The sequence below is a fragment of the Blastococcus sp. SYSU D00813 genome (assembly GCF_054050735.1).
In genome coordinates, this window is the sequence record NZ_JBJGZX010000002.1 from 206,909 (window position 1) to 230,847 (window position 23,939).

25 protein-coding genes are annotated in these 23,939 nt (G+C 75.1%); 4 read left to right on the top strand and 21 right to left on the bottom strand.

The window, feature by feature from the left end; translation table 11 throughout:
• Window positions 1-5 precede the first annotated feature (5 nt).
• Together ACI8AX_RS02440 and ACI8AX_RS02445 are read right to left on the bottom strand one after the other, a co-directional pair.
• Window positions 6-563: a M15 family metallopeptidase gene (locus ACI8AX_RS02440; protein ID WP_456548197.1), complete on the bottom strand. Its 558-nt coding sequence runs from the start codon at window positions 561-563 to the stop codon at window positions 6-8.
• A gap of 87 nt (window positions 564-650) precedes the next feature.
• Window positions 651-1,427: an SDR family NAD(P)-dependent oxidoreductase gene (locus ACI8AX_RS02445; protein ID WP_456548198.1), complete on the bottom strand. Its 777-nt coding sequence runs from the start codon at window positions 1,425-1,427 to the stop codon at window positions 651-653.
• 52 nt (window positions 1,428-1,479) lie between these two features.
• Here ACI8AX_RS02445 and ACI8AX_RS02450 point away from each other — a divergent pair, with 52 nt between their 5' ends.
• Complete coding sequence (locus ACI8AX_RS02450; protein ID WP_456548199.1) at window positions 1,480-2,610, top strand: serine hydrolase domain-containing protein; 1,131 nt, start codon at window positions 1,480-1,482, stop codon at window positions 2,608-2,610.
• Between the two features lie 3 nt (window positions 2,611-2,613).
• Here ACI8AX_RS02450 and ACI8AX_RS02455 read toward each other — a convergent pair whose 3' ends face one another.
• The 6 genes from ACI8AX_RS02455 to ACI8AX_RS02480 all read right to left on the bottom strand — a co-directional run bounded on the left by ACI8AX_RS02455 (window position 2,614) and on the right by ACI8AX_RS02480 (window position 10,198).
• Window positions 2,614-3,990 carry an alpha/beta fold hydrolase gene (locus tag ACI8AX_RS02455; RefSeq protein WP_456548200.1) on the bottom strand — a complete coding sequence of 459 codons (1,377 nt, stop codon included), beginning with the start codon at window positions 3,988-3,990 and terminating at the stop codon, window positions 2,614-2,616.
• 72 nt (window positions 3,991-4,062) lie between these two features.
• Window positions 4,063-4,764, bottom strand: coding sequence for an SRPBCC domain-containing protein (locus ACI8AX_RS02460; RefSeq protein WP_456548201.1), 702 nt, complete (start codon window positions 4,762-4,764; stop codon window positions 4,063-4,065).
• Entirely contained in the window at window positions 4,761-7,178 is a 2,418-nt protein-coding gene (cutA, locus tag ACI8AX_RS02465) for an aerobic carbon-monoxide dehydrogenase large subunit (protein ID WP_456548202.1), read from the bottom strand. Before cutA ends, ACI8AX_RS02460 begins: the two co-directional genes overlap by 4 nt.
• A gap of 40 nt (window positions 7,179-7,218) precedes the next feature.
• The gene (locus ACI8AX_RS02470) at window positions 7,219-7,776 is read right to left on the bottom strand and encodes a (2Fe-2S)-binding protein (RefSeq protein ID WP_456548203.1); all 558 of its coding nucleotides are present in this window, start codon (window positions 7,774-7,776) and stop codon (window positions 7,219-7,221) included.
• The gene (locus tag ACI8AX_RS02475; RefSeq protein ID WP_456548204.1) at window positions 7,773-8,651 is read right to left on the bottom strand and encodes an FAD binding domain-containing protein; all 879 of its coding nucleotides are present in this window, start codon (window positions 8,649-8,651) and stop codon (window positions 7,773-7,775) included. Before ACI8AX_RS02475 ends, ACI8AX_RS02470 begins: the two co-directional genes overlap by 4 nt.
• Window positions 8,648-10,198 (bottom strand): uracil-xanthine permease family protein, encoded by a 1,551-nt coding sequence (locus ACI8AX_RS02480; RefSeq protein WP_456548205.1) that lies wholly within the window; start codon window positions 10,196-10,198, stop codon window positions 8,648-8,650. The genes ACI8AX_RS02475 and ACI8AX_RS02480 overlap by 4 nt, the downstream gene beginning before the upstream one ends.
• Window positions 10,199-10,374: 176 nt before the next feature.
• On the opposite strand from ACI8AX_RS02480, the gene ACI8AX_RS02485 reads away from it, so the two are divergent.
• Window positions 10,375-11,871, top strand: a complete 1,497-nt coding sequence (locus ACI8AX_RS02485; protein WP_456548206.1) for an FdrA family protein — start codon at window positions 10,375-10,377, stop codon at window positions 11,869-11,871.
• Window positions 11,868-13,277, top strand: coding sequence for a DUF1116 domain-containing protein (locus tag ACI8AX_RS02490; protein ID WP_456548207.1), 1,410 nt, complete (start codon window positions 11,868-11,870; stop codon window positions 13,275-13,277). The genes ACI8AX_RS02485 and ACI8AX_RS02490 overlap by 4 nt, the downstream gene beginning before the upstream one ends.
• Here the strand turns inward: ACI8AX_RS02490 and ACI8AX_RS02495 are convergent.
• From ACI8AX_RS02495 to ACI8AX_RS02505, 3 genes are all read right to left on the bottom strand, one after another.
• Entirely contained in the window at window positions 13,270-14,160 is an 891-nt protein-coding gene (locus ACI8AX_RS02495; protein ID WP_456548208.1) for a PP2C family protein-serine/threonine phosphatase, read from the bottom strand. The genes ACI8AX_RS02490 and ACI8AX_RS02495 overlap by 8 nt on opposite strands.
• 84 nt (window positions 14,161-14,244) lie before the next feature.
• Window positions 14,245-15,324, bottom strand: coding sequence for a PP2C family protein-serine/threonine phosphatase (locus ACI8AX_RS02500; RefSeq protein ID WP_456548209.1), 1,080 nt, complete (start codon window positions 15,322-15,324; stop codon window positions 14,245-14,247).
• A gap of 86 nt (window positions 15,325-15,410) precedes the next feature.
• On the bottom strand, window positions 15,411-16,169 hold the full coding sequence (locus tag ACI8AX_RS02505; RefSeq protein WP_456548210.1) for a DUF2470 domain-containing protein: 759 nt from the start codon (window positions 16,167-16,169) through the stop codon (window positions 15,411-15,413).
• A gap of 58 nt (window positions 16,170-16,227) precedes the next feature.
• Here ACI8AX_RS02505 and rpsD point away from each other — a divergent pair, with 58 nt between their 5' ends.
• On the top strand, window positions 16,228-16,830 hold the full coding sequence (gene rpsD, locus ACI8AX_RS02510; RefSeq protein WP_456548211.1) for a 30S ribosomal protein S4: 603 nt from the start codon (window positions 16,228-16,230) through the stop codon (window positions 16,828-16,830).
• A gap of 84 nt (window positions 16,831-16,914) precedes the next feature.
• Here rpsD and ACI8AX_RS02515 read toward each other — a convergent pair whose 3' ends face one another.
• The 10 genes from ACI8AX_RS02515 to ACI8AX_RS02560 all read right to left on the bottom strand — a co-directional run bounded on the left by ACI8AX_RS02515 (window position 16,915) and on the right by ACI8AX_RS02560 (window position 23,631).
• The gene (locus ACI8AX_RS02515; RefSeq protein WP_456548212.1) at window positions 16,915-17,178 is read right to left on the bottom strand and encodes a hypothetical protein; all 264 of its coding nucleotides are present in this window, start codon (window positions 17,176-17,178) and stop codon (window positions 16,915-16,917) included.
• A gap of 13 nt (window positions 17,179-17,191) precedes the next feature.
• A complete protein-coding gene (locus ACI8AX_RS02520; RefSeq protein ID WP_456548213.1) occupies window positions 17,192-18,343 on the bottom strand; it encodes an SRPBCC family protein in 1,152 nt (383 codons plus the stop codon).
• Window positions 18,340-20,115, bottom strand: coding sequence for a hypothetical protein (locus ACI8AX_RS02525; protein WP_456548214.1), 1,776 nt, complete (start codon window positions 20,113-20,115; stop codon window positions 18,340-18,342). The genes ACI8AX_RS02520 and ACI8AX_RS02525 overlap by 4 nt, the downstream gene beginning before the upstream one ends.
• A gap of 129 nt (window positions 20,116-20,244) precedes the next feature.
• On the bottom strand, window positions 20,245-21,000 hold the full coding sequence (locus tag ACI8AX_RS02530; RefSeq protein ID WP_456548215.1) for a GvpL/GvpF family gas vesicle protein: 756 nt from the start codon (window positions 20,998-21,000) through the stop codon (window positions 20,245-20,247).
• 3 nt (window positions 21,001-21,003) lie between these two features.
• Window positions 21,004-21,432, bottom strand: a complete 429-nt coding sequence (locus ACI8AX_RS02535) for a gas vesicle structural protein GvpA (protein WP_456548216.1) — start codon at window positions 21,430-21,432, stop codon at window positions 21,004-21,006.
• Window positions 21,429-21,755 (bottom strand): gas vesicle protein K, encoded by a 327-nt coding sequence (locus ACI8AX_RS02540; protein ID WP_456548217.1) that lies wholly within the window; start codon window positions 21,753-21,755, stop codon window positions 21,429-21,431. Before ACI8AX_RS02540 ends, ACI8AX_RS02535 begins: the two co-directional genes overlap by 4 nt.
• Window positions 21,752-21,952, bottom strand: a complete 201-nt coding sequence (gvpJ, locus tag ACI8AX_RS02545) for a gas vesicle protein GvpJ (RefSeq protein ID WP_456548218.1) — start codon at window positions 21,950-21,952, stop codon at window positions 21,752-21,754. The genes ACI8AX_RS02540 and gvpJ overlap by 4 nt, the downstream gene beginning before the upstream one ends.
• Window positions 21,942-22,946 (bottom strand): GvpL/GvpF family gas vesicle protein, encoded by a 1,005-nt coding sequence (locus tag ACI8AX_RS02550; protein WP_456548219.1) that lies wholly within the window; start codon window positions 22,944-22,946, stop codon window positions 21,942-21,944. Before ACI8AX_RS02550 ends, gvpJ begins: the two co-directional genes overlap by 11 nt.
• A complete protein-coding gene (locus ACI8AX_RS02555; RefSeq protein ID WP_456548220.1) occupies window positions 22,943-23,347 on the bottom strand; it encodes a gas vesicle protein in 405 nt (134 codons plus the stop codon). Before ACI8AX_RS02555 ends, ACI8AX_RS02550 begins: the two co-directional genes overlap by 4 nt.
• Window positions 23,344-23,631 carry a gas vesicle protein GvpO gene (locus ACI8AX_RS02560; protein ID WP_456548221.1) on the bottom strand — a complete coding sequence of 96 codons (288 nt, stop codon included), beginning with the start codon at window positions 23,629-23,631 and terminating at the stop codon, window positions 23,344-23,346. The genes ACI8AX_RS02555 and ACI8AX_RS02560 overlap by 4 nt, the downstream gene beginning before the upstream one ends.
• Window positions 23,632-23,939 lie beyond the last annotated feature (308 nt).

Here is a 23,939-nt window from a genome sequence, read left to right on the forward strand (position 1 = left end):
GTCGCTCACCCGGCGCGGGCGTCGGCCAACGGGGGCGGGCAGGCGGTGCCGGGGGTGGTGGCGAGCTCGTGGTGCCAGGGCTCGTTGCCGTAGGTCTGGCACAGGCCGAAGCCGGCGCCGTGCTGCTGCATCCAGCTCGTGGCGGCGGGTGGGCCGATGTCGACGGCCCGCCCGGTGACGTGCTCGGACTCCTCCGGCCGCAGCACGAACGCCCGGGCGTCCTCGACGCTGCCGTGCTCGGCGACCGCGGCGTCGAAGAGGGCCTGCTGGTAGGCCGCGCTGCGCCAGCCGCTGGTCACGTACAGGTCCACGCCGTCTTCCGCCGCGGCGCGGGCGGCCGCCTGCAGGGCCGCGCGCAGGTCCGGCTCGAGCCGGGTGACGGCCGGCACGTCGGCGAACGGGGACACGGCCGCGCCGTGGGGCACGTACCCGTCCTGGACGGTGAGGGCGGTGCCGTCCGCGGCCACCTCGGTCGCCGTCCCGGTCGTGGGGTCCGAGCACGCGGAGAGGCCGGCGAGCAGCAGCGGGACGGCGAGCAGGGCGGCGCGGAGTCGAGGAGGCATGCGGGCAGTCCAGCCACCGGCCGGTTGCCGGGGCGTCTGCGATTCCGCATACGCCGTCGATACGTCGGCGGCGCGGCCCGCCGCAGGTCAGCCGCGGCCGCGGGCGGACCTCGCGGCGAGCCGGCGGACCAGGCTCGGCGGCACGATGCGGGTCGCCGCGTAGATGCCCTTGTAGACCGCACCCGGGATCGACAGCACGCGACCGCGGGCGAGGTCGGCGAGGGCGGCGTCGACCACCTGGTCGGCGTCCATCCACAGCCAGGCGGGGCCGGAGCGCTCCTGGCCGATGCGCTGGTGGAACTCCGTCCTCGTGTAACCGGGGCACAGGGCCATGACGCGGACGCCGTGTTCGGCGGCGCTGAGCGCCAGGCTCTGCGACAGCGTGGTGACGTAGGCCTTGCCGGCGCCGTAGACGGACCCCCGGCCGGGCAGGAAACCCGCGATGCTCGAGACGTTGACGATCGAGCCGCTGCCGCGCCGCTGCATGCCGGGCAGGGCGGCCCGGGTCAGCGCCAGCACGGCGCCGACGTTCACCTCGAGGTTCGCGGTGAGGACGTCGGGCGGGGTGTCGGTGAACTCGCCCGGTGTCGCGTAGCCGGCGTTGTTGACGAGCAGGTCGACCGGGGTGCCGTCGCCCAGCCGCTGCTCCACGGCGCGGCGCTGGGCCGGGTCGGCGAGGTCGGCGACGAGGACCTCGGCCTGCACGCCGTGGTCGGCGCGCAGCCGTTCGGCGAGGGTCTCGAGGCGCTCGCGGTCGCGGGCGACGAGGACGACGTCGTGTCCGTCGGCGGCGAGCCGCTCGGCGAAGGCCTCGCCGATGCCGGAGCTGGCGCCGGTGACCAGGGCGGTGGGCCGTGCACTCATGCGGTGAGAGGTTACGGGCGGTTGAACAGCAGGATCGGGGTAGGAGGTCCTCGTGGCTGAGGTGCAGGGCACGTGGAACGACAGGTTCGCCGGGGTGCGTGACGCGCTGGCGCACCACCTGGAGCAGGACGAGCTGGGGGCGTCCGTCGCGGTCGACCTCGACGGCGAGACCGTCGTCGACGTCTGGGGCGGCTACCGGGACGAGGCGCGGACGACGCCGTGGACCCAGGACACGATCACCAACGTCTGGTCGACGACGAAGTGCGTGCTGGCGCTGGCCGCGCTGGTGCTGGTCGAGCGCGGTGAGCTCGACGTCGACGCGCCGGTCGGCGACTACTGGCCGGAGTTCTGCGCGAACGGCAAGAAGGGCGTGCTGGTGCGGCACGTGCTGTCGCACACCTCCGGCGTCTCCGGCTGGGAGCAGCCGTTCTCCGTGCGCGACATGTACGACTGGCCCTCGGCGACCGAGCGGCTGGCGGCGCAGCGGCCGTGGTGGGAGCCGGGCACGGCGTCGGGCTACCACGCGGCGAACCAGGGCTTCCTCGTCGGCGAGGTGATCCGGCGGATCACCAACAAGACGTTCCGCAAGTTCGTGCGCGACGAGATCGCCGGCCCGCTGGGCGCCGACTTACAGGTCGGCGCGCGGGAGGCCGACTGGGAGCGGATCGCCCCGGTGGTGGCGCCGCCGCGGGTGGAGCCGGCCGGGGAGGTCGACCCGAACTCGATCTCCGTGCGGACGTTCACCGCGCCGACGATGTCGGTGAAGGCGACGACGACGCCGGAGTGGCGGGCCGCCGACCTGGGGGCGCTCAACGGCCACTCGAACGCGCGGGGCGTGCTGGACGTGCTGCGGGTGCTGTCGCTGGGCGGCGAGGCCGGCGGGGTGCGGCTGCTGTCGCCGGAGACGATCGAGCTGGTGTTGCGGCAGCAGTCCGACGGCGTGGACCTGGTGCTCGGCGAGCCGTTCCGGTTCGGCATCGGCTACTGCCTGGGCTCGCCGGTGGTGCCGTACGTGCCGGAGGGGCGGACCTTCTACTGGGGTGGCTGGGGCGGCTCGCTGGCCGTGATGGACCTCGACCGCCGGCTGACGATCACCTACGTGATGAACGCGATGGCGCCGGGCATCCTCGGCTCGAACCGCGCCCAGGCCTACGTCGAGGCCGTGTACGACGCCCTGGGCTGACCCTCACGCCGCCCCGTCGACCGGCCAGTCGGTGAATACCAGGCTGACCGTGTGCCCGCTGGACGGCCAGTTCGGCACGTTGAGCGTCTGCGGCCGGCTCGCGTCGCCGCGCGGCAGGTTGGTGGCCGTGATGGTGCCGTCCGCGTCGGGGGAGGCGGGCAGGTACACGTCGATGCCGCTCTGGAAGGGCTGCTCGCTGAAGTAGGGCAGCGGAGCCAGCGTGGTCTGGCCGGGGGTGGCGGCGTCGTCGTGGACGTGCAGGCCGATGCCGTCGTTGCCCACGAAGTCGGTGATGACGTCGACGGGCTCGTCGCCGTCGACGCTCAGCTCCAGGACGTCGGCGTCGCCCTCGGAGTGCCACTCCCGCATGCGGGTGATCACGAGCGCGCTGTGGCCGTCGCCGGTGTTCGTGTTCAGCCGGACGGGGCCGTCGGGCTCGGAGGAGAGCAGCCGGACGAAGGAGCTGCTGCGGACGTAGGGCTGCAGGTAGAGGTGGTGGACGATCGGCGAGGCGTCGCTGCTCAGCGCGTACTCGTAGTGGGCGCCGTTCTCCAGCTCGATCGGCCCGAACTCGCCGTCCGGCCCGAGCTCGACGCTGGCGTGCGGCTCGTCGCCGGTGCGGGCGCCGGTCTCGGGGTCGATCGCCCAGACGTCGAGGGTGGCCTCGCGGCCGGTGTTGGCCGGGAAGTTGACCGCCCGACCGGAGATCTCGACCGGGTCGTTCTGCGGCACGATGTCGACCACCTCGGGGGCCTCCCCGACGAGGAACTCGTACTGGACGGCGAAGGACTCCTTCGAGGTGGCCACCTCGACGTGCGTCTGGCCGAGGAACTGCGCCTGCACCGGCGCGATGCAGGGGACCGGGCCTCCGGGGCAGGGGCGGCCGTCGATGGCGACGTACTTCGCCACCTTCGCGGCCTGCGCCGGGTCGGTGAGGAACTGGTTGGAGACGCTGGTGCCCCGCGAGTGACCGATCAGGTACACCTGCTCGACGCCGAACCCGGCGAGGGTCTCGTCCACCACCTCGGCCAGGCCCGCGGCGTAGGCCTCGATCTCCAGGCCGGCGCCGTCGTGGTCGTAGGCGACGATCCGGGCCTCGGGGTAGCCGTTGGCCACGAACCGCATCGCGTTGGACTCGATCTGCTGCGCCGAGCCGGCGAAACCGTGCACGAAGACGATGGGCAGGGCGACGTCGTCCGGCAGTGGCGGCAGGGGATCGGTACCCGGGGGCGTGCTCGCCTCGCTGCTCTCCGGGGAGGCGTCGTCGCCCCCGCCGGAGTCCGACGTGCACGCCGCGACCAGCGCCACCAGGGCGAGGAGAGCCGCGAGCAGCGGCCGCCGCCGGACGGTGCGGGGGTGTCCGTGAGCAGCGTCGACCACGGGTGGGCCTCCAGACGCGGGTGGTGACGCGAAGCTACTGAACGGCGCGGTCTCTCACCACGACCCGCCTGATCAGCGGCGGCGGCCGAGGAGGTAGCCGAGGGCGACGCCCCAGGCGGTGAGCAGGCCGCCGGACGCCGCGCCCACCAGGAACGAGCGGAGGTCCAGCGTGCCCCCGGCCGCAGCGGGAGCGGCGGCGCGGCCGGTGAAGACCTGCGGAGCGGGCGCCGGGGACGTCCCCGCGGGAACGGCCTCCGCGGCGGGCGCGGTCGTCGAGCTCACCGCGGCGGACGTCGCCCGCGCCTCGGCCGGAGAGGGTGCGGGCACGGCCCCGGCCGGGTTCATCAGCTCGTCGTCGACGGCCTGGAAGAACTGGCCCGCCATCCGCTTGGCGACGCCGGTGATCATCCGCTGCCCCACGCCGGCCACCGGCCCGCCGACCACGGCGTCGGCCGAGTAGGTCAGCGTCGTCGTGTCGCCGTCCCCGGCGAGGGAGATGAGCACCTTCGCCCGCGCGTTGCCCGGCGCACCGGCGCCCGAGGCGTGCATGACGTACGACGTCGGCTTCTGCTGGTCGGTCAGCCGCACCTCGCCGGCGTACGTCCCGCGGATGGCGCCGACCCCGACCGAGACGTTCATGCGGTACTCGTCCGGCCCCGTCAGCTCCAGCGACTCGCAACCGGGGATCGTCCGCGCCAGCACCGCCGGGTCCGTGAGAACCGCCCACACCTGCTCCGGCGTCCCGTGCAGCACCGCCGAGCCGTCGAGGTTCACGCACCCACTCCCGTTCTGCGGCCCGCGGCCGCCGTCAGCTCCGCATCCGGGGAGCGCATCACGTCGTACAGCTCGGTCGGCGAGATCGGCATCGCCGCGATCCGCCGTCCGGTCGCGTCCTCGATCGCCGAGGCGATCGCCGCAGTCCCGGGGATGACGCCGGCCTCGCCGGCGCCCTTGATGCCCAGCGGGTTCAGCGGCGACGGCGTCTGCTGGTGGTCGATCGCCACGTCGGGCACCTCCGACGCGTACGGCATCAGGAAGTCCATGAACGAGGCGTTCTGCAGCTGCCCGTCGGCGTCGTAGGCCATCCGCTCGTACAGCGCCCCGGCCACGCCCTGCGCGACCCCGCCGTGCACCTGGCCCTCGACGATCATCGGGTTCACCACGTTGCCGCAGTCGTGCACGACCGCGTACGAGACGACGTCGATCTCCCAGGTGGCCGGGTCGATCTCCACCACCGCGGCGTGCGCGCCCGAGGCGAACGTCGAGCGGATCGGCGAGTAGTAGTCCCGGTGCTCCAGCCCCGGCGCGTCCCCGGGCGCCACCGGCGGCCTGTCGTCCGACCCGGCCCGCGCGAACTGCGTCGCCTGCTTGGCCGCCTCGTCGAACGCGTACCGCAGCGGGTTGGACAGGACGGCGACCGTGCGCAGCGGCAGCGAGGCCCCGGGGGTCCCCTTGACCCCGACCACGCCGTCGACGATCTCCAGGTCGTCCGGGTCGGCCTCCAGCACCTCCGCGGCGATCCGCAGCGCCTTCTCCTTGACCCCGCGGGCGGCCAGCGCGATCGCGTTGCCGCTCATCACCGCGGCCCGCGAGGCGAAGGTGCCGACGGCGTACGGGAAGCGCCGCGTGTCGCCGGTGGTCACCTCGACGTCCTCGATCGGGACGCCGAGCTCGGAGGCCACGATCTGCGCGAACGACGTCTCGTGGCCCTGCCCCTGCGACGTCAGCCCCGTGGCGACCAGCACCTTGCCGCTGCCCAGCACCTGCACGTGCCCGCCCTCGTACGGCCCGGGCCCGGTGCCCTCCACGTAGAGCGCCATCCCGGCGCCCAGCATCTTCCCGCGCGCGGCCGCCTCGGCCCGCCGCTCCTCGATGCCGTCCCAGTCGACGAGCGCCGTCAGCTTGTCCAGCAGCCCCGGGTAGTCGCCGGAGTCGTAGATGACCGGCCGGCCGTCCTGGAACGTCAGGTGGTGGTCGTAGGGGAACTGGTCGGGCTGGATCAGGTTGCGCCGCCGCACCTCGGCCCGGTCGAGACCGAGCGCGTCGGCGATGCGGTCCATCGTCCGCTCCATCGCGAAGCAGCCCTGCGGCCGCCCGGCCCCGCGGTACGGCGTCACGATCACCGTGTTCGTGTAGACGCTCTCCACGACCACCCGGTACACGGGGATCGCGTACGGCCCGACCAGCTGGGTCGCCGTCACGATCGGCACGATGATCCCGTAGGGCGTGTACGCGCCGTTGTCGTGCCAGGCGTGCACGTCGAGCGCGGTGATCCTGCCGTCGTCGTCGAACCCGACGGTGATCTCCTGCCGCTGCTGGCGCTCGTGGGCGCTGCCGATGAAGTGCTCCCGCCGGTCCTCGGCCCACTTCACCTCCCGGCCCAGCCGGATCGCGGCCATCGGCACCAGCAGCTCCTCCGGCCACGGGTGCACGATCTTGACGCCGAAGCCGCCGCCGACGTCGGGCGCGATCACCTCGACGGCGTCCAGCGACAGCTCCAGCTTCGCCGCGATCGCCGCCCGCACGGACGTCGACGCCTGGGTGCTCGAGTAGACGCGCAGCGACGAGTCCGCCGGGTCCCACCGCGCGTGCACGCCCTTGCCCTCCATCGGCATGCAGGCGCTGCGCTCGATGTACTGGGTGAAGCTCAACGTGTGCGGAGACGCGGCCAGCGCGGGCTCGACGTCCCCGGTCTCCTGGTGGTGCCGCGCCGCGACGTTGTCCGGGATCTCGTCGTGGACGGCGGCGGCCGCGTCCCGGGCGGCGTCCACCCCGACGACCACCGGCAGCTCCTCGTAGCTGACCACGATCCGCTCGGCGGCGTCCTCGGCCACGTACCGGTCGGTGGCGACCACCATGACGACCGGCTCGCCGACGTGGTTCACCTCGCCGTCGGCCAGCGGGTAGCCGGTGCGCGGCGCGTGCAGCTGCGGGTGGGGGATGAGCACCGGCAGCGGCTCGGCCATCGGGCCGGTCAGGTCCTCGTAGGTGTAGATCGCGACCAGGCCCTCGACGTCGAGCGCGCCCTCCACGTCGACGTCGGTGATCCGCGCGTGCGCGTGCGGGCTGCGCACGAACGCGGCGGCCAGCGCGTCGTGCCCGATGTCGTCGAGGTAGCGGCCCTTCCCGGTGATCAGCCGGGCGTCCTCGCGGCGGCGGACCGGCTCGCCGAACAGCTTGGTGGTCATCGGGCGCCTCCCCCGAGGGACTCTCGCGCGCGGAACGCTCTCACCGGGCGCCGTCCCCTCCGCCGAAGTGGCCGGTGTGGTCGCCCTCCCCGGGGCGCATCGCGGCGGCCGCGTGCTTCACGGCCTTCTTGATGTTGGCGTAGCCGGTGCAGCGGCAGAGGTTGCCGCCGACCAGCTCCTCGACCTCCTCGTCGGTGATCTCCGCCGACCGGTCGCGCGCCTCGAGGCCGGCGGCGATGGTCACCAGGAAGCCGGGCGTGCAGAAGCCGCACTGCAGCGCGTGGCACTCGCGGAAGGCCTCCTGCACCGGGTGCAGCACCTGCCCGCCCCGGTGGTCGTCGCGGGCCAGCCCCTCGACGGTGGTCACCGCGGCGCCGTCGACCTGGACGGCGAGCACCAGGCAGGAGCGCACCGGCGCCCCGTCGACCAGCACCGTGCAGGCCCCGCACACCCCGTGCTCGCAGCCCACGTGCGTGCCGGTCAGCCCGAGGTCGTGCCGCAGCGCGTCCGACAGCAGCCGGCGCACCGGCACCGTCGCCTCCCGGGGGACACCGTTGACCGTCACGGTGATCGAGCGCTCGGTGTCCACGGAGGTCATGCGGCGGTCCTCTCCAGTGCCTCGGCAGCAGCTCCTGCGAGTGTGCGCTCGGTCAGCACGCCCACGAGCAGACGGCGGTAGGCGGCGCTGGCGTGCAGGTCGCCGTCCGGCTCGACCAGCGTGCGGGCCAGCTCTCCGGCGGCGGACCAGTCGGCCGACCCAGCCGGCTGCCCGTGCACGGCCTCGGTCAGGTCGTGCACCTCGGGCACCAGCCCGACGGAGATGTAGGACGCCGTCACCCGCTCCACCCGGCGGTCCGCGTCGAGGGTCACCACGACGCCCGCCCCGCAGACGGCGTAGTCGCCCTTGCGCCGCGCGATCTCGGCGAAGGCGGTGCCCGACCGGGCGGGCAGCGCGGGGAAGAACGCGTCGACGACGACGGCGGGGCCGTGCACCGAGGTCTCCAGCGGCCCGACGAACAGGTCCTGCCAGCCCACGGTCGAGCGGCCGGACGGCGTCGCCACCGTCACCGAGCCGCCGGTGAGCGCGAGCACCGACGTCATCTCGCCGGAGGGGTCGGCGTGCGCGATCGAGCCGACCGTCGTCCCGCGGTTGCGGATGGCGGGGTGCGCGACGTTCGCCGTCGCCCGGGCCAGCAGCGGCTGGACCCGGGCGGCGGCGTCGTCGTGCAGCAGCGCGTGGTGCCGGACCAGCGCCCCCACCCGCACGCCGTCCCCGGTGGCCTCCACGGTGTCGAGGCCGGGCACCCGGTTGATGTCGACCAGGGTGGTCGGCGCCGCGAGCCGCATGGACAGCAGCGGCAGCAGCGACTGGCCACCGGCGAGCACCTTGGCGCCCTCCCCCTCGGCGGCGAGGACGGCGAGCGCCTCGTCGAGCGAGCCGGGGTCGGCGTAGCGGAAGGGGGCGGGCTTCACCGGCGGGACCTCCCCTTGCCCGGGCCCCGGCCGCGGCCGGGCGTGCGGCCGGCGGTGACACCGGGCCGGCCGACCTCGTCGACCGACGACGGGTCGGGGGAGACCTCGTCGCCCGCGACGTGGCCGAAGGTCGTGCCCGCGGCCGGGTGCGCGCCCTCGCGGGTGAGCGCGGCCTTCATGTCGGCCGGCGCGAGGGCCCTGGCCAGGTGCCAGCCGGCGACGGCGACGATCGAGCCGAGGGCGATGCCGCCGAGCGAGAAGTCGTCGGTGATCTGCAGCGTGACCGGGCCGATGCCGATGATGATCCCCGCGGCGAGCGGCACGAGGTTGACCGGGTTGGCGAAGTCGACGCGGTTCTCCTTCCAGATCTTCGCGCCGAGCAGGCCGATCATCCCGTAGAGGACGACGGTGATCCCGCCGAGGACCCCGCCCGGGACGATGTTGATCAGCGCGCCGAACTTGGGGCACAGGCCCAGCAGGATCGCCACGATCGCCGCCACGTAGTACGCCGCGGTCGAGTAGACGCGGGTGGCGGCCATGACGCCGATGTTCTCGGCGTAGGTGGTGGTCGGCGACCCGCCGACGGAGGAGGCCAGGACCGTGGTGAGGCCGTCGGCGGCGACCGCGCGGCCGATGTAGGGGTCGAGGTCGCGCTTGGTCATCTCGCCGACCGCCTTGACGTGCCCGGCGTTCTCCGCGACCAGGGCGATGACGGCGGGCAGGGCGAGCAGCGCGAAGTTGACCGAGAAGGACGGCGCGGTGAACTCGGGCAGCCCGAACCAGTCGGCGTCCTGCACCGACTGGAAGCTGATCCGGTCGTGGTCGAACGCCGTCGCCACGCAGTACGGGCCGGCCGCCTCGCAGGGGTTGCCGTCGGCGTCGAGCAGGTTCTGCCCGGGCAGGACGGAGTTGATCGGGCCGGAGGTCGCGTCGAGCAGGATCGACAGCAGGTAGCCGAAGACCAGGCCCAGCAGGATCGAGATGCGGGCCCAGAAGCCGCGCAGCGCCAGCGCGCAGACGATCACGAAGGTCATGACGGCCAGCGCGACCCACTGGTCCTGCGGCCAGTACGTCGAGGCGGCCACGGGCGCCAGGTTGAAGCCGATCAGCATGACCACGGCCCCGGTGACCGCCGGGGGGAGCACGGCGTTGACCACCCGGATGCCGGCGAAGTGGATGACCACGCCGACCAGGGCGAGGACGACGCCGGCGATCAGGATCGCGCCGACGATGTCGCCGGCGTCCCCGCCGTCGGCCGTGATGGCCGCGGCCGCGCCGACGAAGGAGGCGCTGGTGCCCAGGTAGGAGGGCACCTTCCCCTGCACGATCAGCAGGAAGACGATCGTCGCGATCCCGCTCATCATGATCGCGAGGTTGGCGTCCAGCCCCATGATGATCGGGAAGACGAACGTCGCGCCGAACATCGCGACGACGTGCTGGGCGCCGATGCCGACGGTCAGCGGCCAGGAGAGCCGCTCGTCGGGGGCGACCGCCTCGCCCAGGGGTGGGGTCTGGCCGTCTCCGTAGAGCCTCCAGCCGAACGCCATTGAACGGCCCCTTCACTCGCTCGAACCCACGGGACCCGGAGGCCGGCTCCTGCTGGCCGCGCCCGGGAGGCACCATCTGACACCCCTTCGGCGGGCCAACGGAAGTAGCTCACCGCTAAATCGTTATTACCGGGGTGTCTCACCGTTGAGGTACTTCCGGCGGTAGCGTTCGGGCCGTGAGCTCCCCGCCCCGCCCCGGCGTCCGCTCCGTCGTGCTGCGCAGCGGCGTCTACGCCGACTCCGTGCGGTTGATGCAGGTCAGCCGGGACGTCGGCGCCCGCGACGGCGTCACCGCGGTGCTCGTCGCCATGGCCACGCCGCTCAACCTCGAGCTCGCCGCCGGCATGGGCCTGGCCCCGGAGGAGCCGGCCACGCCCGAGCAGCTGCTGGTCGGGCTCGAGGCCGAGGACGACGCCGCGCTGGCCGCCGCCGTGGCCGCGGTCGAGGCGGCCCTGGCCGAGCGCCAGCGGTCCACCGGCAGCGCCGAGGCGATCCCGGCCCGCACCGTCGGCGCGGGGCTGGACGCGCTGCCCGACGCCGGTCCGGCGCTGGCCATCGTCAGCGTGCCGGGGCCCTACGCCGTCGCCGAGGCCGCCGACGCGATCGCCGCCGGGCAGAGCGTGCTCGTCTTCTCCGACGGCGTCCCGGTCGAGCACGAGGTGGCGCTCAAGCGCGCCGCGCACGAGGCCGGTGTCCTGGTCATGGGCCCCGACTGCGGGACGGCGATCGTGTCGGGCCTCGCGCTGGGCTTCGCGAACGTCGTCCGCCGCGGGCCGGTCGGCCTGGTGGCCGCCAGCGGCACCGGCGCCCAGCAGGTGTCGTGCCTGCTCGACATGGCCGGGATCGGCGTCTCGCACGTGCTCGGCGTGGGCGGCCGGGACCTCTCGGAGGCCGTCGGCGGGCTGGCCACGCTCGACGCCCTGGCCGCGCTCGACGCCGACCCGGCCACCGAGCGGGTGCTCCTGGTGTCCAAGCCACCGGCGCCGTCGGTGGCCGCCCGGGTCGAGGAGGCAGCCGCCGCGCTGTCGGTGCCGGTCCGCTCCGCGGCGCTGAGCGCCGGGACGCCCGACCTCACCGCCGCCGTGGAGGCGCTGCTCGGCGACCTGGGTGTGGCCGTCCCGGACTGGCCGTCGCGCCCGGGGCCGGCGGAGGCCGCGCTGCCCGGCGCCGTCCTCAAGGGCCTCTACTCCGGCGGCACGCTCGCCGACGAGGCGATGCTGCTGGCCGCCCCGGTGCTCGGCGACGTCCGCTCCAACACCCCGCTGCGGCCCGAGCTGGACCTCGGGACGGACCTGTCCGCCCGCGGGCACGTCGTCGTCGACTTCGGCGACGACGCGCTGACCGTCGGCCGCGCCCACCCGATGATCGACCCGACCCTGCGGCTGGAGGCGATCGCCGGGCTGGCGGCGAGCGGCGAGCCCGCGGTGCTGCTGCTGGACGTCGTCCTCGGGTACGGCGCCGACCCCGACCCGGCCGGCGCCCTCGCCCCGGCGCTGGCCGCCGCCCGCGCGCGGACGACGCTGCCGGTGGTCGTCGCGCTGGTCGGCACCGAGGCCGACCCGCAGGGCTGGAGCCGCCAGGCCGACGCCCTCGCCGCGGCCGGCGCGCACGTCTTCGCCTCCAACGCCGCAGCCACCCGGTTCGCCCTCGACCTGATCGGAGCGGCCCGATGAGCCTCGCCGACCTGCTCTCCGGACCGCCCGCCGTGGTGGCCGCCGGCGTCGACGTCTTCTCCGGCGCGCTGCGGGCCCAGGGCGCCGAGGTGCACGACGTCGACTGGCGCCCGCCCGGCCTCGGCGACGCCGCCGACCTGGCGCAGCTGGCCCTCGACCCGCGCCGGGCCGCGGCCAACCGGACGGCGGTCGAGCGGGTGCTGGCCGCGGGCTCGGTGCTCACCGACGTCCGCCCCGCCCGTGAGGTCCTCGGGCTGCCCGACCGCACGATCCTGCACGCCGGCCCGCCCATCGACTGGGCCGACGCCAGCGGCCCGCTGCGCGGCGGCCTCATCGGCGCCACCCTCTTCGAGGGCTGGGCCGACACGGTCGAGGAGGCCGAGCGGGTCCTGGCCGCCGGCGAGATCACCCTGGACCCCTGCCACCACCACTCCGCGGTCGGCCCGATGGCCGGGATCACCAGCCCGTCGATGTGGATGTGGTGCCTCGAGGACCCGGTCCAGGGCGGGAAGGCCTACTGCAACCTCAACGAGGGCCTGGGCAAGGTGCTGCGGATGGGCGCCTTCAACGAGGAGGTGCTCACCCGCCTGGCCTGGATGCGCGACGTGCTCGGGCCGGTGCTGGCCGCCGCGGTCGGGTCCATGAGCGACCCGCTGGACGTCAAGGCCGTGCTCGCGCAGATGCTGCAGATGGGCGACGAGGGGCACAACCGCAACCGCGCCGGCTCGCTGATGGCGCTGCGCGAGCTCTCCCCGGCGATCGTCGGGGTCGACGCCCCGTCGGCCGACATCGCGGCGGTGCTGCGGTTCATCGGCGGCAACGAGCACTTCTTCCTCAACCTCGGCATGCCGACGGCGAAGCTGGCGATGGACGCCGCCCGCGACGTCCCCGGCTCGACGATGGTCACCGTCATGGCCCGCAACGGCACCGAGTTCGGCATCCAGACCGCCGGCACCGGCGACCGCTGGTTCACCGGGCCGGCGCAGACGCCGGTCGGCCTCTTCCTCGGCGACTACGGCCCCGACGACGCCAACCCCGACATCGGCGACTCCGCGATCATGGAGACCTACGGCGTCGGCGGCTTCTCGATGGCCGCGGCGCCGGCGATCGTCCGCTTCGTCGGCGGGACCGTGCCCGACGCGCTGGCCACCACCGAGCGGATGTACCAGCTCACGCTGGCGGAGAACCCGGCGATGGCCATCCCGATCCTGGGCTTCCGCGGGTCGCCGACCGGCATCGACGTCGTCTCGGTGGCGCGCACGGGCTGGCTGCCGCAGATCAACACCGGCATGGCCGGGCGGGTGGCGGGCACCGGGCAGGTCGGGGCGGGTCTGGTGCAGCCGCCGCGGGAGTGCTTCGAGCAGGCGCTGGCCGCGCTGGCGCAGGAGTCGCGCGCCGTCAGCTGAGCAGGCGGGCGGCCAGCAGCGCGACGTCGTCCCCGGCGCGGCGGCCCAGCCGGGCCAGGACGGCGTCGCACACCCCCTCCGGGGACCGGTCCGGGGCGTCCCGGAGGGCGTCGACCAACACGCGCAGGCCGGCGTCGAGGTCGGCCGTCCGGCTCTCGACCAGCCCGTCGGTGTAGAGCAGCAGGGCGTCGCCCGGTGCCAGCTCCAGCTCGTGGTCGACCCGGGGGAGCCCGGGCGCGAGCCCCAAGGGCGGGTCGACCGGGCGGTCGAGGAGGACGACGCCGCCGTCCGCGCCGAGCAGCACCGGCGGCGGGTGGCCCGCGTTGGTCCAGCTCAGCCGCACGCCGCCGGCCGGGAGCGGCTCGAGCGAGGCGAGGACCATGCTCACGAGCGTGCCGACGCCCAGGTCGTCGAGGGCCCGGTCGAGGGCGGAGAGGACGGCGGCCGGCGACCCCACCACCGACTGGGCGAGGCCGCGGAGCACCCCGCGGGCCTGGGCCATGGTCGCCGCCGCGCCGGCGTCGTGCCCGGCGACGTCCGCGATGACCAGCAGGGTGGCGCCGTCGGGGACGGCGAAGGCGTCGTACCAGTCCCCGCCCACGTGGGCTCCCGCCGTGGCCGGGCGGTACCGCGCCGCCGTCGCCAGCCACGGCAGCTGGGGCGGCGCGGTGAGGAGGCTGCGCTGCAGCGTCTCGGAGAGCTCCAGGAGGGCGCGGTCGGTCTCGTCCCCGCCGCCCGGCGGCGCGGCCGCCGGCTCGCTCCGCTGCCGGCGGGCGCGGACGACCATCGTCGCGATGCTGCCGACCCCGGCCCCGACGATCCCCGCCACGGTGGCGACGGCCGCAACCGGCAGCGCGTGTGCCGCTGCGGCGGGTCGGTCCACTCCGGTGCTCCTCGTCCGGCCGCGACGCTCTCGCGCGACGCGGGTACCTGCCGGAAGCGTAGCCAGGCCGACGCGGTCGGTGACTCAGGACCGGACGCGGAGTGCCAGCAGGGCCACGTCGTCGTGGTGGCGTCGTCCCGGTCCGGCGACGAGGTCCTCGCACAGCTGCTCGAGCGACCGCCCGGCCGCGCCCGCCAGCGCCTCGAGCAGGGCGGCGGTACCGGCGTCCAGGGACAGGTCGGGGGCCTCCACCAGCCCGTCGGTGTACAGCAGCACCGTGTCGCCGGGGGCCAGGTCGACCGCGTGGTCTGTCCGGGCCACCCACGTGCCCACGCCGAGCAGGCGGTCCGGCGTCCGCGCGAGCAGCTCGACGGTGCCGCCGGCGCGCACCAGCACCGGCGGGGGGTGGCCGGCGTTGCACCAGCGCAGCAGCACCCCGCCCGTGGGTCGTTCGACCACCTTGGCCGCGATCACGGTGACGAGCGTGTCGACGTGCAGGTGGACCAGTGCCCGGTCGAGCGCGCCGAGCACGGCCGCCGGGGAGCCGAGCACCTCCTGCGCCAGGCCCCGCAGCATGCCCCGAGCCTGGGCCATCGTCGCGGCGGCGGGTGCGTCGTGCCCGGCGACGTCGCCGACCACGACCATCGAGCCGCCGTCCGGCGTCCGGAAGGCGTCGTACCAGTCACCGCCGACCTGGGCGTCGCGGGTGGCGGGCAGGTAGCGCACCGCGGTCTCCAGCCGGGGCAGCAGCGGCAGGTCGGCGAGCAGGCTGCGCTGCATCGCCTCGGCCACGGTGACGCGCGCGCGGTCGGCCGCGGCCTGGGCGGTCATGCGCAGCACCTGCTGCTCGCGGCGCTGGCGGATCGTGCAGGCCGCCAGCGCCACCACCCCGCCGACGGCGACACCGACGATGCGGGCGATCTGGGCGGGGACGGTCTCGGGCGTGTACTGCTGGTCGTAGATGCCGAGCAGGGCCGCGGTGACCACCGCGAGGACCGCGTAGGCGGCGGTGGCCCGGCGGCCGAGCAGGACCGCGGCGACCATCGGCGCGATCGCCACCAGGCTGATGAGCACCTGGTCGCGGCCGAGGAGGACGTCGGTGGCCGCGACGGCCGCCAGCGTCCCCAGGGGGAGGGCGTGGCTGCGCGGGCTCGAGCTCTTCACCGCCACGCCTCTCTCCGGCCGATCGAGCGGCCGCGGGGTTCGAGCTCGCCGTCGAGGAGCGTAGCGGCCGCCCGGCCGCGGAGGACTCAGGCGCGGGCGCAGGCCAGCAGCTCGGCCAGCGCCGCCCCGAACGCCGCCCGGTCGGCGACGGGGCCGGGGAAGGGGACGCGCAGGTCGTAACGGGACGCCGGGCACTCGACCCGGAACAGGACGCCGAACCGGTCGACGCCGAGCAGGTGCACACCGTCGTCCACCCCGGCCCACAGCCGGACCCGCGCGCAGAGCTCGGCCAGGACGCGGGCGTGCTCGCCGAGCAGGTCGACCTCGTCGGCGGCCAGCGGGTCGGGACGGGCGTCGGCGAAGTCCTCCGGCTCGATCGGCGTGCAGCTGCCGCCCTCCTCGAGCAGCACCTCGGCCACGTCGAGCCGCAGCAGCGTCGCCGTCAGCCCGACGTCGAGGAGGACGTCGGCCGGGCAGGCCTCGGCGAAGTCGAGGACGAGCGCCGCCTCGACCGGGGGTGCGACCGGCGTCAGCCAGCCGACCAGCTCCAGCTGGCCGCGCACGGGGTCGCGCAGCGGGAGCGGCGAGCGGCGCGTGACGGTGAGCCGGGCCGGCAGGTCGCCGAGGGGAGAGCGCCGCACGGCCTCGGCCAGGCCGCCCGAGCGCGGGACGACCAGCAGCACCTCACCGCTCGCCGTCGTCGTCGCGGCCAGCAGCGGCGCCGTCCCCTGCCCGAGCGTGTGCACCCAGGCCGCGGCGCAGGTCGCCACCGTGCGGGCGCGCTCGGCCGGGCCCGGGGCGTCGGTGCCCCGGCGCGGGGTCCGGGTCGGTTGGCGTGCGTCCATGGCTTCCCTCGCGACTGTCGACCAGTAGTAAGGTGAGCCTAACCAAACCGGAGGTCCCGTGAACACACCTCGCCCCAAGGTCCGGCTCAGCCGCCGGCTCGGGCTGCCGCTCACCCCCAAGGCCGTCCAGTACTTCGAGCGCCGGCCGTACCCGCCCGGCGAGCACGGCCGCAAGCGCAAGCAGGCCAGCGACTACTCGACCCGGCTGCTGGAGAAGCAGCGGCTGCGCGCGCAGTACGACATCAGCGAGGCGCAGCTGCGGCGGGCGTTCGACCGGGCCAGGCGCGCCGGCGGCAAGACCGGCGAGGCGCTGATCCAGGACCTCGAGTCCCGGCTGGACGCGACCGTGCTCCGCGCCGGCTTCGCCCGCACGATCTACCAGGCGCGGCAGTTCGTCACCCACCAGCACGTCCTCGTCAACGGCCGCCGGGTGGACCGGCCCTCCTACCGGCTCAGGCCGGGCGACTTCGTGCAGATCACCGAGCGGTCGCGCGCCAAGGAGCCGTTCCAGGTCGCGGCCTCGGGCGCGCACGCGACCCCGCCGGCCTACCTCGAGGTGCGGCTGGCCGACCTGGTCTGCCGGGTCGAGCGGACGCCGGCCCGCGAGGAGGTCCCGGTCGTGTGCGAGGAGCAGCTGGTCGTGGAGTACTACTCCCGCTGACCGCCGCTCGCTCCCCCCGCCGGGATCGGCACTCTCGCCGGCATCAGCCCTCGATGCCGACGAGAGTGCAGACCTCGTCCCGGATCAGCTGGACAGCCGCACCACCCGCTGGATCAGCGAACGGCTGGGGAACCGGTCGGCGCGGATCTTGTCGAGCAGGATCTCGGCGTACTCCTGACGGCGCCACGGCGGCAGCAGCGCCTCGACGTCGTCCATCATCGTCGCCGACGGGAACCGGTCGTTCTCGATCTTCTCGAGCAGGACGTCGAGGACCTCCTCCCGCACGTCCAGGGACACCGCCGCCTCCACGAGTGGTGCCGGGAGACGTCGTTCGTCGGTCTGTGCCACGGTGCTCCTCCCCTCAGCGGGCGCCGACCGGCTCGCGCCGCCGGCGGCGGGCCGGCCGGGCCGGCTCCTCCTCGGGCTCCTCGGTCTCGGCGATCTGCTCCTCGTAGCCGGCGTCGCCGTCCCCGGAGTCGTCCTCGTCCTCCTCGTCGTAGTCCTCGTCCTCGGCGGACTCGTCGTCGTAGCCCTCGTCCTCCTCGTCGTAGTCCTCGTCCTCGGCGGACTCGTCGTCGTAGCCCTCGTCCTCGTCCTCGGCCGACTCGTCGGCGGAGTCCTCGGCCCCGGTGACCTCCTCGGTGCCCTCCGACGCGAACGACCGCCGGTCGTCCTCGCCCTCGTCCGGGCCGCGGACCACCTCGCCGTCGCGGATCTCGCCCCGCCAGCTGCCGGTGGCCTCGTTGCGGAACATGACGAAGCGGCGGAAGTGCTTGAGGTCCAGCCGCGCCCGCCGGCCCTGGGCCCGCCAGATGTTGCCAGTCTTCTCGAACAGGCCCTTCGGGTAGTACTCCATCACCAGCAGGATCTGGGTCAGGTCGTCGGCCAGCGGGTGGAAGGTGACGACGCCCTTGGTCGTCCCCTTGGCCCCCTCGGTGGTCCACACGATCCGCCGGTCGGGCACCTGCTCGGTGACCTTGGCCTGCCAGGACCGCCGGGACTTGGCGACCTTGACCTTCCAGTTGGTGGTCACCTCGTCGGCCTGGTCGACCGACTCGACGCCCTTCGTGAAGGTCGCGAACTCCTGGAACTGGGTCCACTGGTCGTAGGCCACGTCGACGGGGACGCCGACGGTGATGTCCTCGATGATGTTCACGAACTTCTTGTTGCCGCCGCCTCCGCCGCCCTTGCCGAAGGCGCTCTTCACCTTCTCCTTGATGCCGGCGCCGACGCCGGAGAACGCGGCCTTGACCGGGCTCTCCCCCTCGGCGACCTTCTGGACGGCCTTGGTGACGGCGGCGGCCTTGAAGCCACCGCCCTCGGCCTTGTCCGTCAGGGAGCCGGTGACGCCGGTCAGCTTGCCGCCGATCTTCTTGGCCGCGTCGGCGCCGCGGGCGCGGGCGTACTCCTTGGCCGCGTCGCCGAGCTGGGAGACGGCGGGGTTGTTCTTCAGGGCGCCGAGCAGGCCGCCCCCTCCGCCTCCACTGCTGCTGCGCTCTTCGGTGCTGGTCATGCCCGGGCTCCTTCCTGGCGGCGGGGGCGGCTGGGTGCGCGGCCCTCCGGCTTCGTACGGCGGGCGGCCTTGCGGGGTGCGGGAGCGCCCTCGGGCGGGGCCTCGGTGTCACCACCGCCGCTCTGGGCGGCCCGGCTCCGCTTCCGGGGCTTCTCCCCGCCCGACCCGGCGTCCGGTCGTGCGTCCGATCCCGACTCCGACCGCGCGGCCGCGGTCTTGCGGGGCCGCCGCTTGCGGTCCGGGACGTCGAGGGGAGTGGCCTCCTCGACCGGCTTGGGCTCGGGAGCCCGCTCCGGGTCGACGACGTCCTGGGCCGGCGGCGGCTGGTCCCCGCCGGTGTCGGTGTCGGTGTCCTCCTCGTCCTCGCCGGTGCCGGTCTCGGCCACGTCGGCTCCGGCGTCGGCCTCGGCGTCCTCGGCGTCCTCGTCCTCGTCCTCGGAGTCCTCGGAGTCCTCGGACACGGCCTCGTCGCCCTCGCCCTCGTCCTCGGCCACGGCCGCGTCGGAGTCGTCCTCCGCCGCGTCGTCCTCGTCCTCCTCGTCCTCGTACTCGGCGCTGTCGGACTCGTCGTCCTCGTCCTCGTCCTCGTCGTCGGCCTCGTCCTCGAGGTCGTCGGTGTCGTCCTCGTCCTCGAGGTCCTCGGCCTCGTCCTCGGCGTCGGTGTCCGAGTCCTCGTCCTCCTCGTCCTCGTACTCGGCGCTGTCGGACTCGTCGTCCTCGTCCTCGTCGTCCTCGTACTCGTCCGTGTCGGCCTCCGCCGAGTCCTCGTCCTCGTCGGACTCGTCCTCGTCGGCGTCCTCCTCCAGGTCGTCGGCCTCGGCCTCGTCGCCCTCGGGCTCCTCGTCCTCCTCCGACTCGTCCTCCTCCGACTCGTCACCCTCCAGGTCCTCGGCCTCGGCCTCGTCGCCCTCGGGCTCCTCCTCGTCGGTGTCCTCGGTATCTCCGGTGTCCTCGGCGCCGGTGGCGGTGTCCTCCGGCTCCTCGGTCTCTGCGCGGTCCTGGTCGGTGTCCTGGTCGGTGTCCTGGTCGGTGTCCTCGTCCTCGTCCTCGTCCTCGTCGACCCGGCTGGTCACCGCGCCCGGCCCGCCGGCGAGCGCCGCCGCCCGGCCCCCGGCCTCGGGCCGCTCCCCGCCGCCGGACCGCTTCTCCTTCTTCCCCTTGCCCTTCTTGCCCTTCTTGGCCTTGCCCGAGGGGGCGCCGCCGTTGGCCGCGACCTCCTGTTCGCGGTCGCCGCCGTCCCCGTCGGCGTCCTGCTCGCGGTCGCCGTCGCCGTTGGTCTCCTCGGCGCCACCGCCGCCCTGGCCGGTGAGCGCCCGGACCGCCTTGGTGATGCGGCCCGTGGTGCCGGTCGCCGCGGACGTGGCCTGCCCGGCGGTGTCCGAGGCGGTGTCGGCCGCGCCGGACGCGGCGTCGCCCGCGGTGTCGGCGGCCTTGCCGGCGCCGTCGGTCGCCGCACCGGCGGCCTTGCCCGCGCCCTCGGTGAGCGCGGTGGTCCGCTCCTGCAGCGCCTTGGTCAGCGCGGTGAGCTGCGCCTCCCAGGTCGCCGAGGCGGCGGTCTTGCCGGCCTGCAGCAGCGGGCCGCGCAGCTGGGTGATCAGTTCCTTGCCCTCGTTGCTGTTCGCCAGGGCGAACAGGCCCTCGCGCAGCATGTTCTTCGGGTCGATGCCGGAACGCTTGCCGGCGAGCCACAGCGCCAGGCTCACGGCGGCCCGGCCCTTCTTCAGACGTCCGAGGACGTAACCGCCGACGGCGACGGCGCCGAGCTTCAACATGGCTGGGTTGGTTTGACTCTCGGTCACAGGTCTCCCCATTCTCGGGTCGGGGGGATCGCCCCCGTTCACGGCTCAGTGCTCACGTGCTCCACGCCGGCCCCGTTCCGACGGGTGTTGGGCCCCCCTCGTTCACCACCCCCAGCGAGAGGTCGGGACCGGCGCCGCGGGTGCGCTCACCTGGTCCAGGAAGCTGTAGACGGGCAGCGGGCCCACGTACTCGACGCCGGCGCGGTCCCCGATCTCCGCCCGCAGGTCCGCGACCACGGCGTCGGCCTCGGCGAGCCGGTCCCGCCGCACCAGGTAGGCGCTGCGGTGCCGCTGCTCGTCCTCGTGCAGCACGGTGCCGAGCTCGGCCACGGCGGCGAGCGCGGCCGTCCACCCGGCGGCGAGGTCGGTGTGCTCGGCGGCGACGCGGACGGCGACGGCCTCGCCGAGCGCCATCCGGTCCGCGGTGCCCGCGCCGGGGGCCCGGCTGCGCTCTGCCGAGGCCAGCACCCGCGGGTCCCGCCGGGCGATGGCGGCCACCGTGGCGTCGGTGTCGAACTCCAGGTCCAGCCGCAGCTCGACCAGGTCCGCGACGGCGTCCAGCCGCGCGGCGAGGTCCTCGGCGGACGCCGCCAGGACGTCGGTCCGGACGGCGTCCTCGTCGGGCGCGACCGTGCCCAGGGCCAGCGGCAGCACCGGCACGTCGGCGACCAGCGCGACGAGCAGGTCCAGGTGCGCGACGGCGTCGTCCTCGGTGAGGTCCCCGCCGGGGGCCTCGGAGACGACGGCCGCCAGCGGGCCCTCGGCCACCGCACGTACCCCCGCGAGGGACGGCGGCCCGGACACCCGGGCGACCGCCCCGGCGTCGGGGCCGCGCAGCACGCCGTGGACGAGGAGCACCGGTCAGCCCCGCTGCGGTGCGCGGCGGCCGGAGGGAGCGGACCGCTCCTTGCGGCGACCGTCGCCGTCCCCGTCGTCGTCCCGGTCGCGGCCGGTGATGGAGCCGAGCACGTCCGAGGCGGTCTCCCGGGCGCCGGACAGCGCGCCCTTGGTCTTGGCCTTGCTACCGCCCTGGGTGACCTCGCGGATCAGCCCGGGGAGGCCGGCGACCTGGTCCTGCGGCTGCAGGTCCAGCCGGTTCACGGCCTCGGCGAAGCGCAGGTAGGTGTCGACGCTGGCGATGACGATGCGCGCGTCGATGGTGAGCAGCTCGATGCCGACGAGCGCCACGCGGACGTAGGCGTCGATGACGATGCCCTTGTCCAGCACGACGTCGAGGACGTCGGCCAGGCTGCTGGGCCGGGGGGCGCGGTTGACGCTGGCCATGGTCATGGGGTCCTCCAGGTGGGTGTGGCGGACGGTCGGACGAGGGCGTCCAGGTCGATGGGCAGGTAGACGTCGTTGGGCTCGACGCCGAAGTGCTCGATCAGCTCGTCGAAGGTGACCTCCAGCTGCATGAGGGCCTGGCCGAGGCGCTCGACCTGCTCGGCGTCCAGGTCGCCGGCGTCCACGCGGCGCAGCGCCTGCCGCTCGACGACCTGCCGGACGACGTCGAGGAGGGTCACCACCAGCCGGCCCAGGCCGCGGCCGACGTCCTCGCCGGAGCCCTCCAGGCGGCGGGGGCCGGTCGCGGCGGGCCGCAGCGGGCCGCTCACGGCGCCGTCTCCCGGTCCGGGCCGCCCACCGAGGTGAGCAGCAGCCGCAGGTCCAGCCGGACCAGGTCGATGCCGGCCAGCCCGATGACGACGTCACCGCCGACGTAGGCGCCGCGGGCGACCACCCGGTCGAGCAGCTCGACCAGGCTGGTGCCGCGGCGGTCGCCGCCGAGGATCCCGGGCCGGTCACGGTCCACCGGGGCCTCCCTCCTCCAGGCTGGCGAAGGAGTACGGCGGCCAGGGGCCGGTCAGCTCGAGGGCGAGCCCGTTGCCGGCCTCCTCGGCGGCGAGCCGCTCGAGCGCCGCGGTGAGCTCGGCCTCGCGGTCGGGGTCCACCAGGTAGGCGAGGTCGAGGAGCAGGGAGGAGCCGGGTGCCCCGCCGCGGCGCAGGCTCGCGCGGGTGAGCGGCGCGAGCGCCTCCTCCAGCCGGCGGCTGGCCCGTTCGGCCGCCGCGCCGGCCTCCTCGGCCTCGGTCAGCGCCTGCCGGCGGCGGGCGAGGAACTCGGTGCCGCTCACCTCGCTCCCGCCGGCCGCGGGCACCGGCTCGGCCAGCGAGCGCACCAGCCGCACACCCCACTCCCGGGCGTCGCCGATCCGGTCGAGCTGCTCCCGGGCCGAGGTCCCGTGCCGGCGCAGCAGGCGGCGCGCGGCGTCCTCGTCCGGCACCACGGTGCCGAACCGCAGGGGCAGCACCGGTCCGGTCGCCGCTGCGGCGGTGAGCACGGCGTCGTGCCCGCGGACCAGCGTCGCCAGCGGACCCGTCTCGCTGAGGTCGTCCTGGTCGACCCGCAGCCGGGCCGGCTCCACGGGACTGACCAGCAGCGCGAGGTCGCCGTCGGCCACCTGCGCCAGGACGCCGCCACCGGCCAGCGGCTCGGCGTCGGGCACGGGCGCGCCGGCGCGGGTGATCGCGTAGGCGTAGAGGGCGGAGGCGGGAGCCTCCGTCCCGGCCGCGGCGGGAGCCGGCGTCGCGGCCGCGGGCGGTGCCGGCTCGGGCCGGGCCGGGCTCGGCCGCACGGGCGCCGGCGCGGTCGGCGCGGCCGGGGCGGCGAGCGCCTCGGCCACCAGGGCGTCGGCCAGGCGGTCGGCGAGCCGGGCCACGGCCAGCTCGCGGGCGCGGGTCATCGCCTCCGCCAGGACCGCGGGGGCCGCGGAGCGCACCAGCCGCGCCACGCCGTCGTCCCCGGTCACGAGCGGTCCTCCCGCCCGGCGGGCAGGCCGGCGCGGCGCACCAGCTCCTCCAGCTCGGCGACCCGCTCCCGCAGGGCGCGCAGCTCCGCGCCGTCCGTCCCGCCGTCGCCCGCGCCGTTCCCGGCGGTGGCCTCGTCCCGCCGGCCGGAGAAGAAGGGGTCGTGGGACCACCAGTCCAGGCCCATCTCGCGAGCGGTCTCGGCGGAGGAGACGAACAGCCGCAGCTTGAGGGTCAGCAGCTCGATGTCGAGGACGTTCACCACGATGTCCCCGGCGATCACGATGCCCTTGTCCAGCACCCGCTCGAGGACGTCGGCCAGGGAGTCCGGCTGGCGGCCCAGGGCGCCGCCGCCCCCGAGGGCGGGAGCGGAGGTGCGGCGCAGGACGGGCTCGGCGCTCACGTGGCGTCCACCGACCCGCGGGTGAAGCGCCGCAACCGCTCGTAGCCCGCCAGGTTGCCGGAGCCGTCCATGTCGACCCGGTAGGTGGCCATGACGCTCGTCGTGGACGGGATGCGCTCCATCTCCACCACGTCGACGAGCACCGACCACCCGTCGCCGTCCCGGCGCACACCGGTCGCGCCGGCCGGGTCCAGGCCGGTGAGGTCGGCGAACTGCTCGAGCGCAGCCCGCACCGCACCGACGAGGCCGCCGGTCGTCCCCCCGCGTGATCCGTTCTCGGACACGTCGTTCTTCCACTCGCTCGGCCGTCAGGTCGGGCCCCCGTGGAAGCCCCGCGGTACCCGTGACCCCGATCACCCAAACGGGCGGTTTGGTTCCTCGGACGGGTGACCGGCCCTCTGAGCAGGCACTCCGCGGCGCACGCCCGTCACCCGACCGGGTGACACCCGGTCGGGTGGCGCGGCCGCCCACGGTGGGAGGGGGCCGCGCCCAGGCGGCGTCGACCAGGCCGCCGCCGGAGAGCTCGTGGAGGCCCCCTGCCAGGTCCGCCCGCGCTCCGACGCGACCCGCGGCGACGTCCCGGTGAGCCTCT

What these genes read in the sequence shown, in the direction of transcription:
- ACI8AX_RS02440 (WP_456548197.1), bottom strand. Translation starts at nt 563, where the DNA reads ATGCCTCCTCGACTCCGCGCCGCCCTGCTCGCCGTCCCGCTGCTGCTC.
- ACI8AX_RS02445 (WP_456548198.1), bottom strand. Translation starts at nt 1,427, where the DNA reads ATGAGTGCACGGCCCACCGCCCTGGTCACCGGCGCCAGCTCCGGCATC.
- cutA (WP_456548202.1), bottom strand. Translation starts at nt 7,178, where the DNA reads ATGACCACCAAGCTGTTCGGCGAGCCGGTCCGCCGCCGCGAGGACGCC.
- ACI8AX_RS02470 (WP_456548203.1), bottom strand. Translation starts at nt 7,776, where the DNA reads ATGACCTCCGTGGACACCGAGCGCTCGATCACCGTGACGGTCAACGGT.
- ACI8AX_RS02480 (WP_456548205.1), bottom strand. Translation starts at nt 10,198, where the DNA reads ATGGCGTTCGGCTGGAGGCTCTACGGAGACGGCCAGACCCCACCCCTG.
- ACI8AX_RS02490 (WP_456548207.1), top strand. Translation starts at nt 11,868, where the DNA reads ATGAGCCTCGCCGACCTGCTCTCCGGACCGCCCGCCGTGGTGGCCGCC.
- ACI8AX_RS02505 (WP_456548210.1), bottom strand. Translation starts at nt 16,169, where the DNA reads ATGGACGCACGCCAACCGACCCGGACCCCGCGCCGGGGCACCGACGCC.
- ACI8AX_RS02520 (WP_456548213.1), bottom strand. Translation starts at nt 18,343, where the DNA reads ATGACCAGCACCGAAGAGCGCAGCAGCAGTGGAGGCGGAGGGGGCGGC.
- ACI8AX_RS02525 (WP_456548214.1), bottom strand. Translation starts at nt 20,115, where the DNA reads ATGTTGAAGCTCGGCGCCGTCGCCGTCGGCGGTTACGTCCTCGGACGT.
- ACI8AX_RS02535 (WP_456548216.1), bottom strand. Translation starts at nt 21,432, where the DNA reads ATGACCATGGCCAGCGTCAACCGCGCCCCCCGGCCCAGCAGCCTGGCC.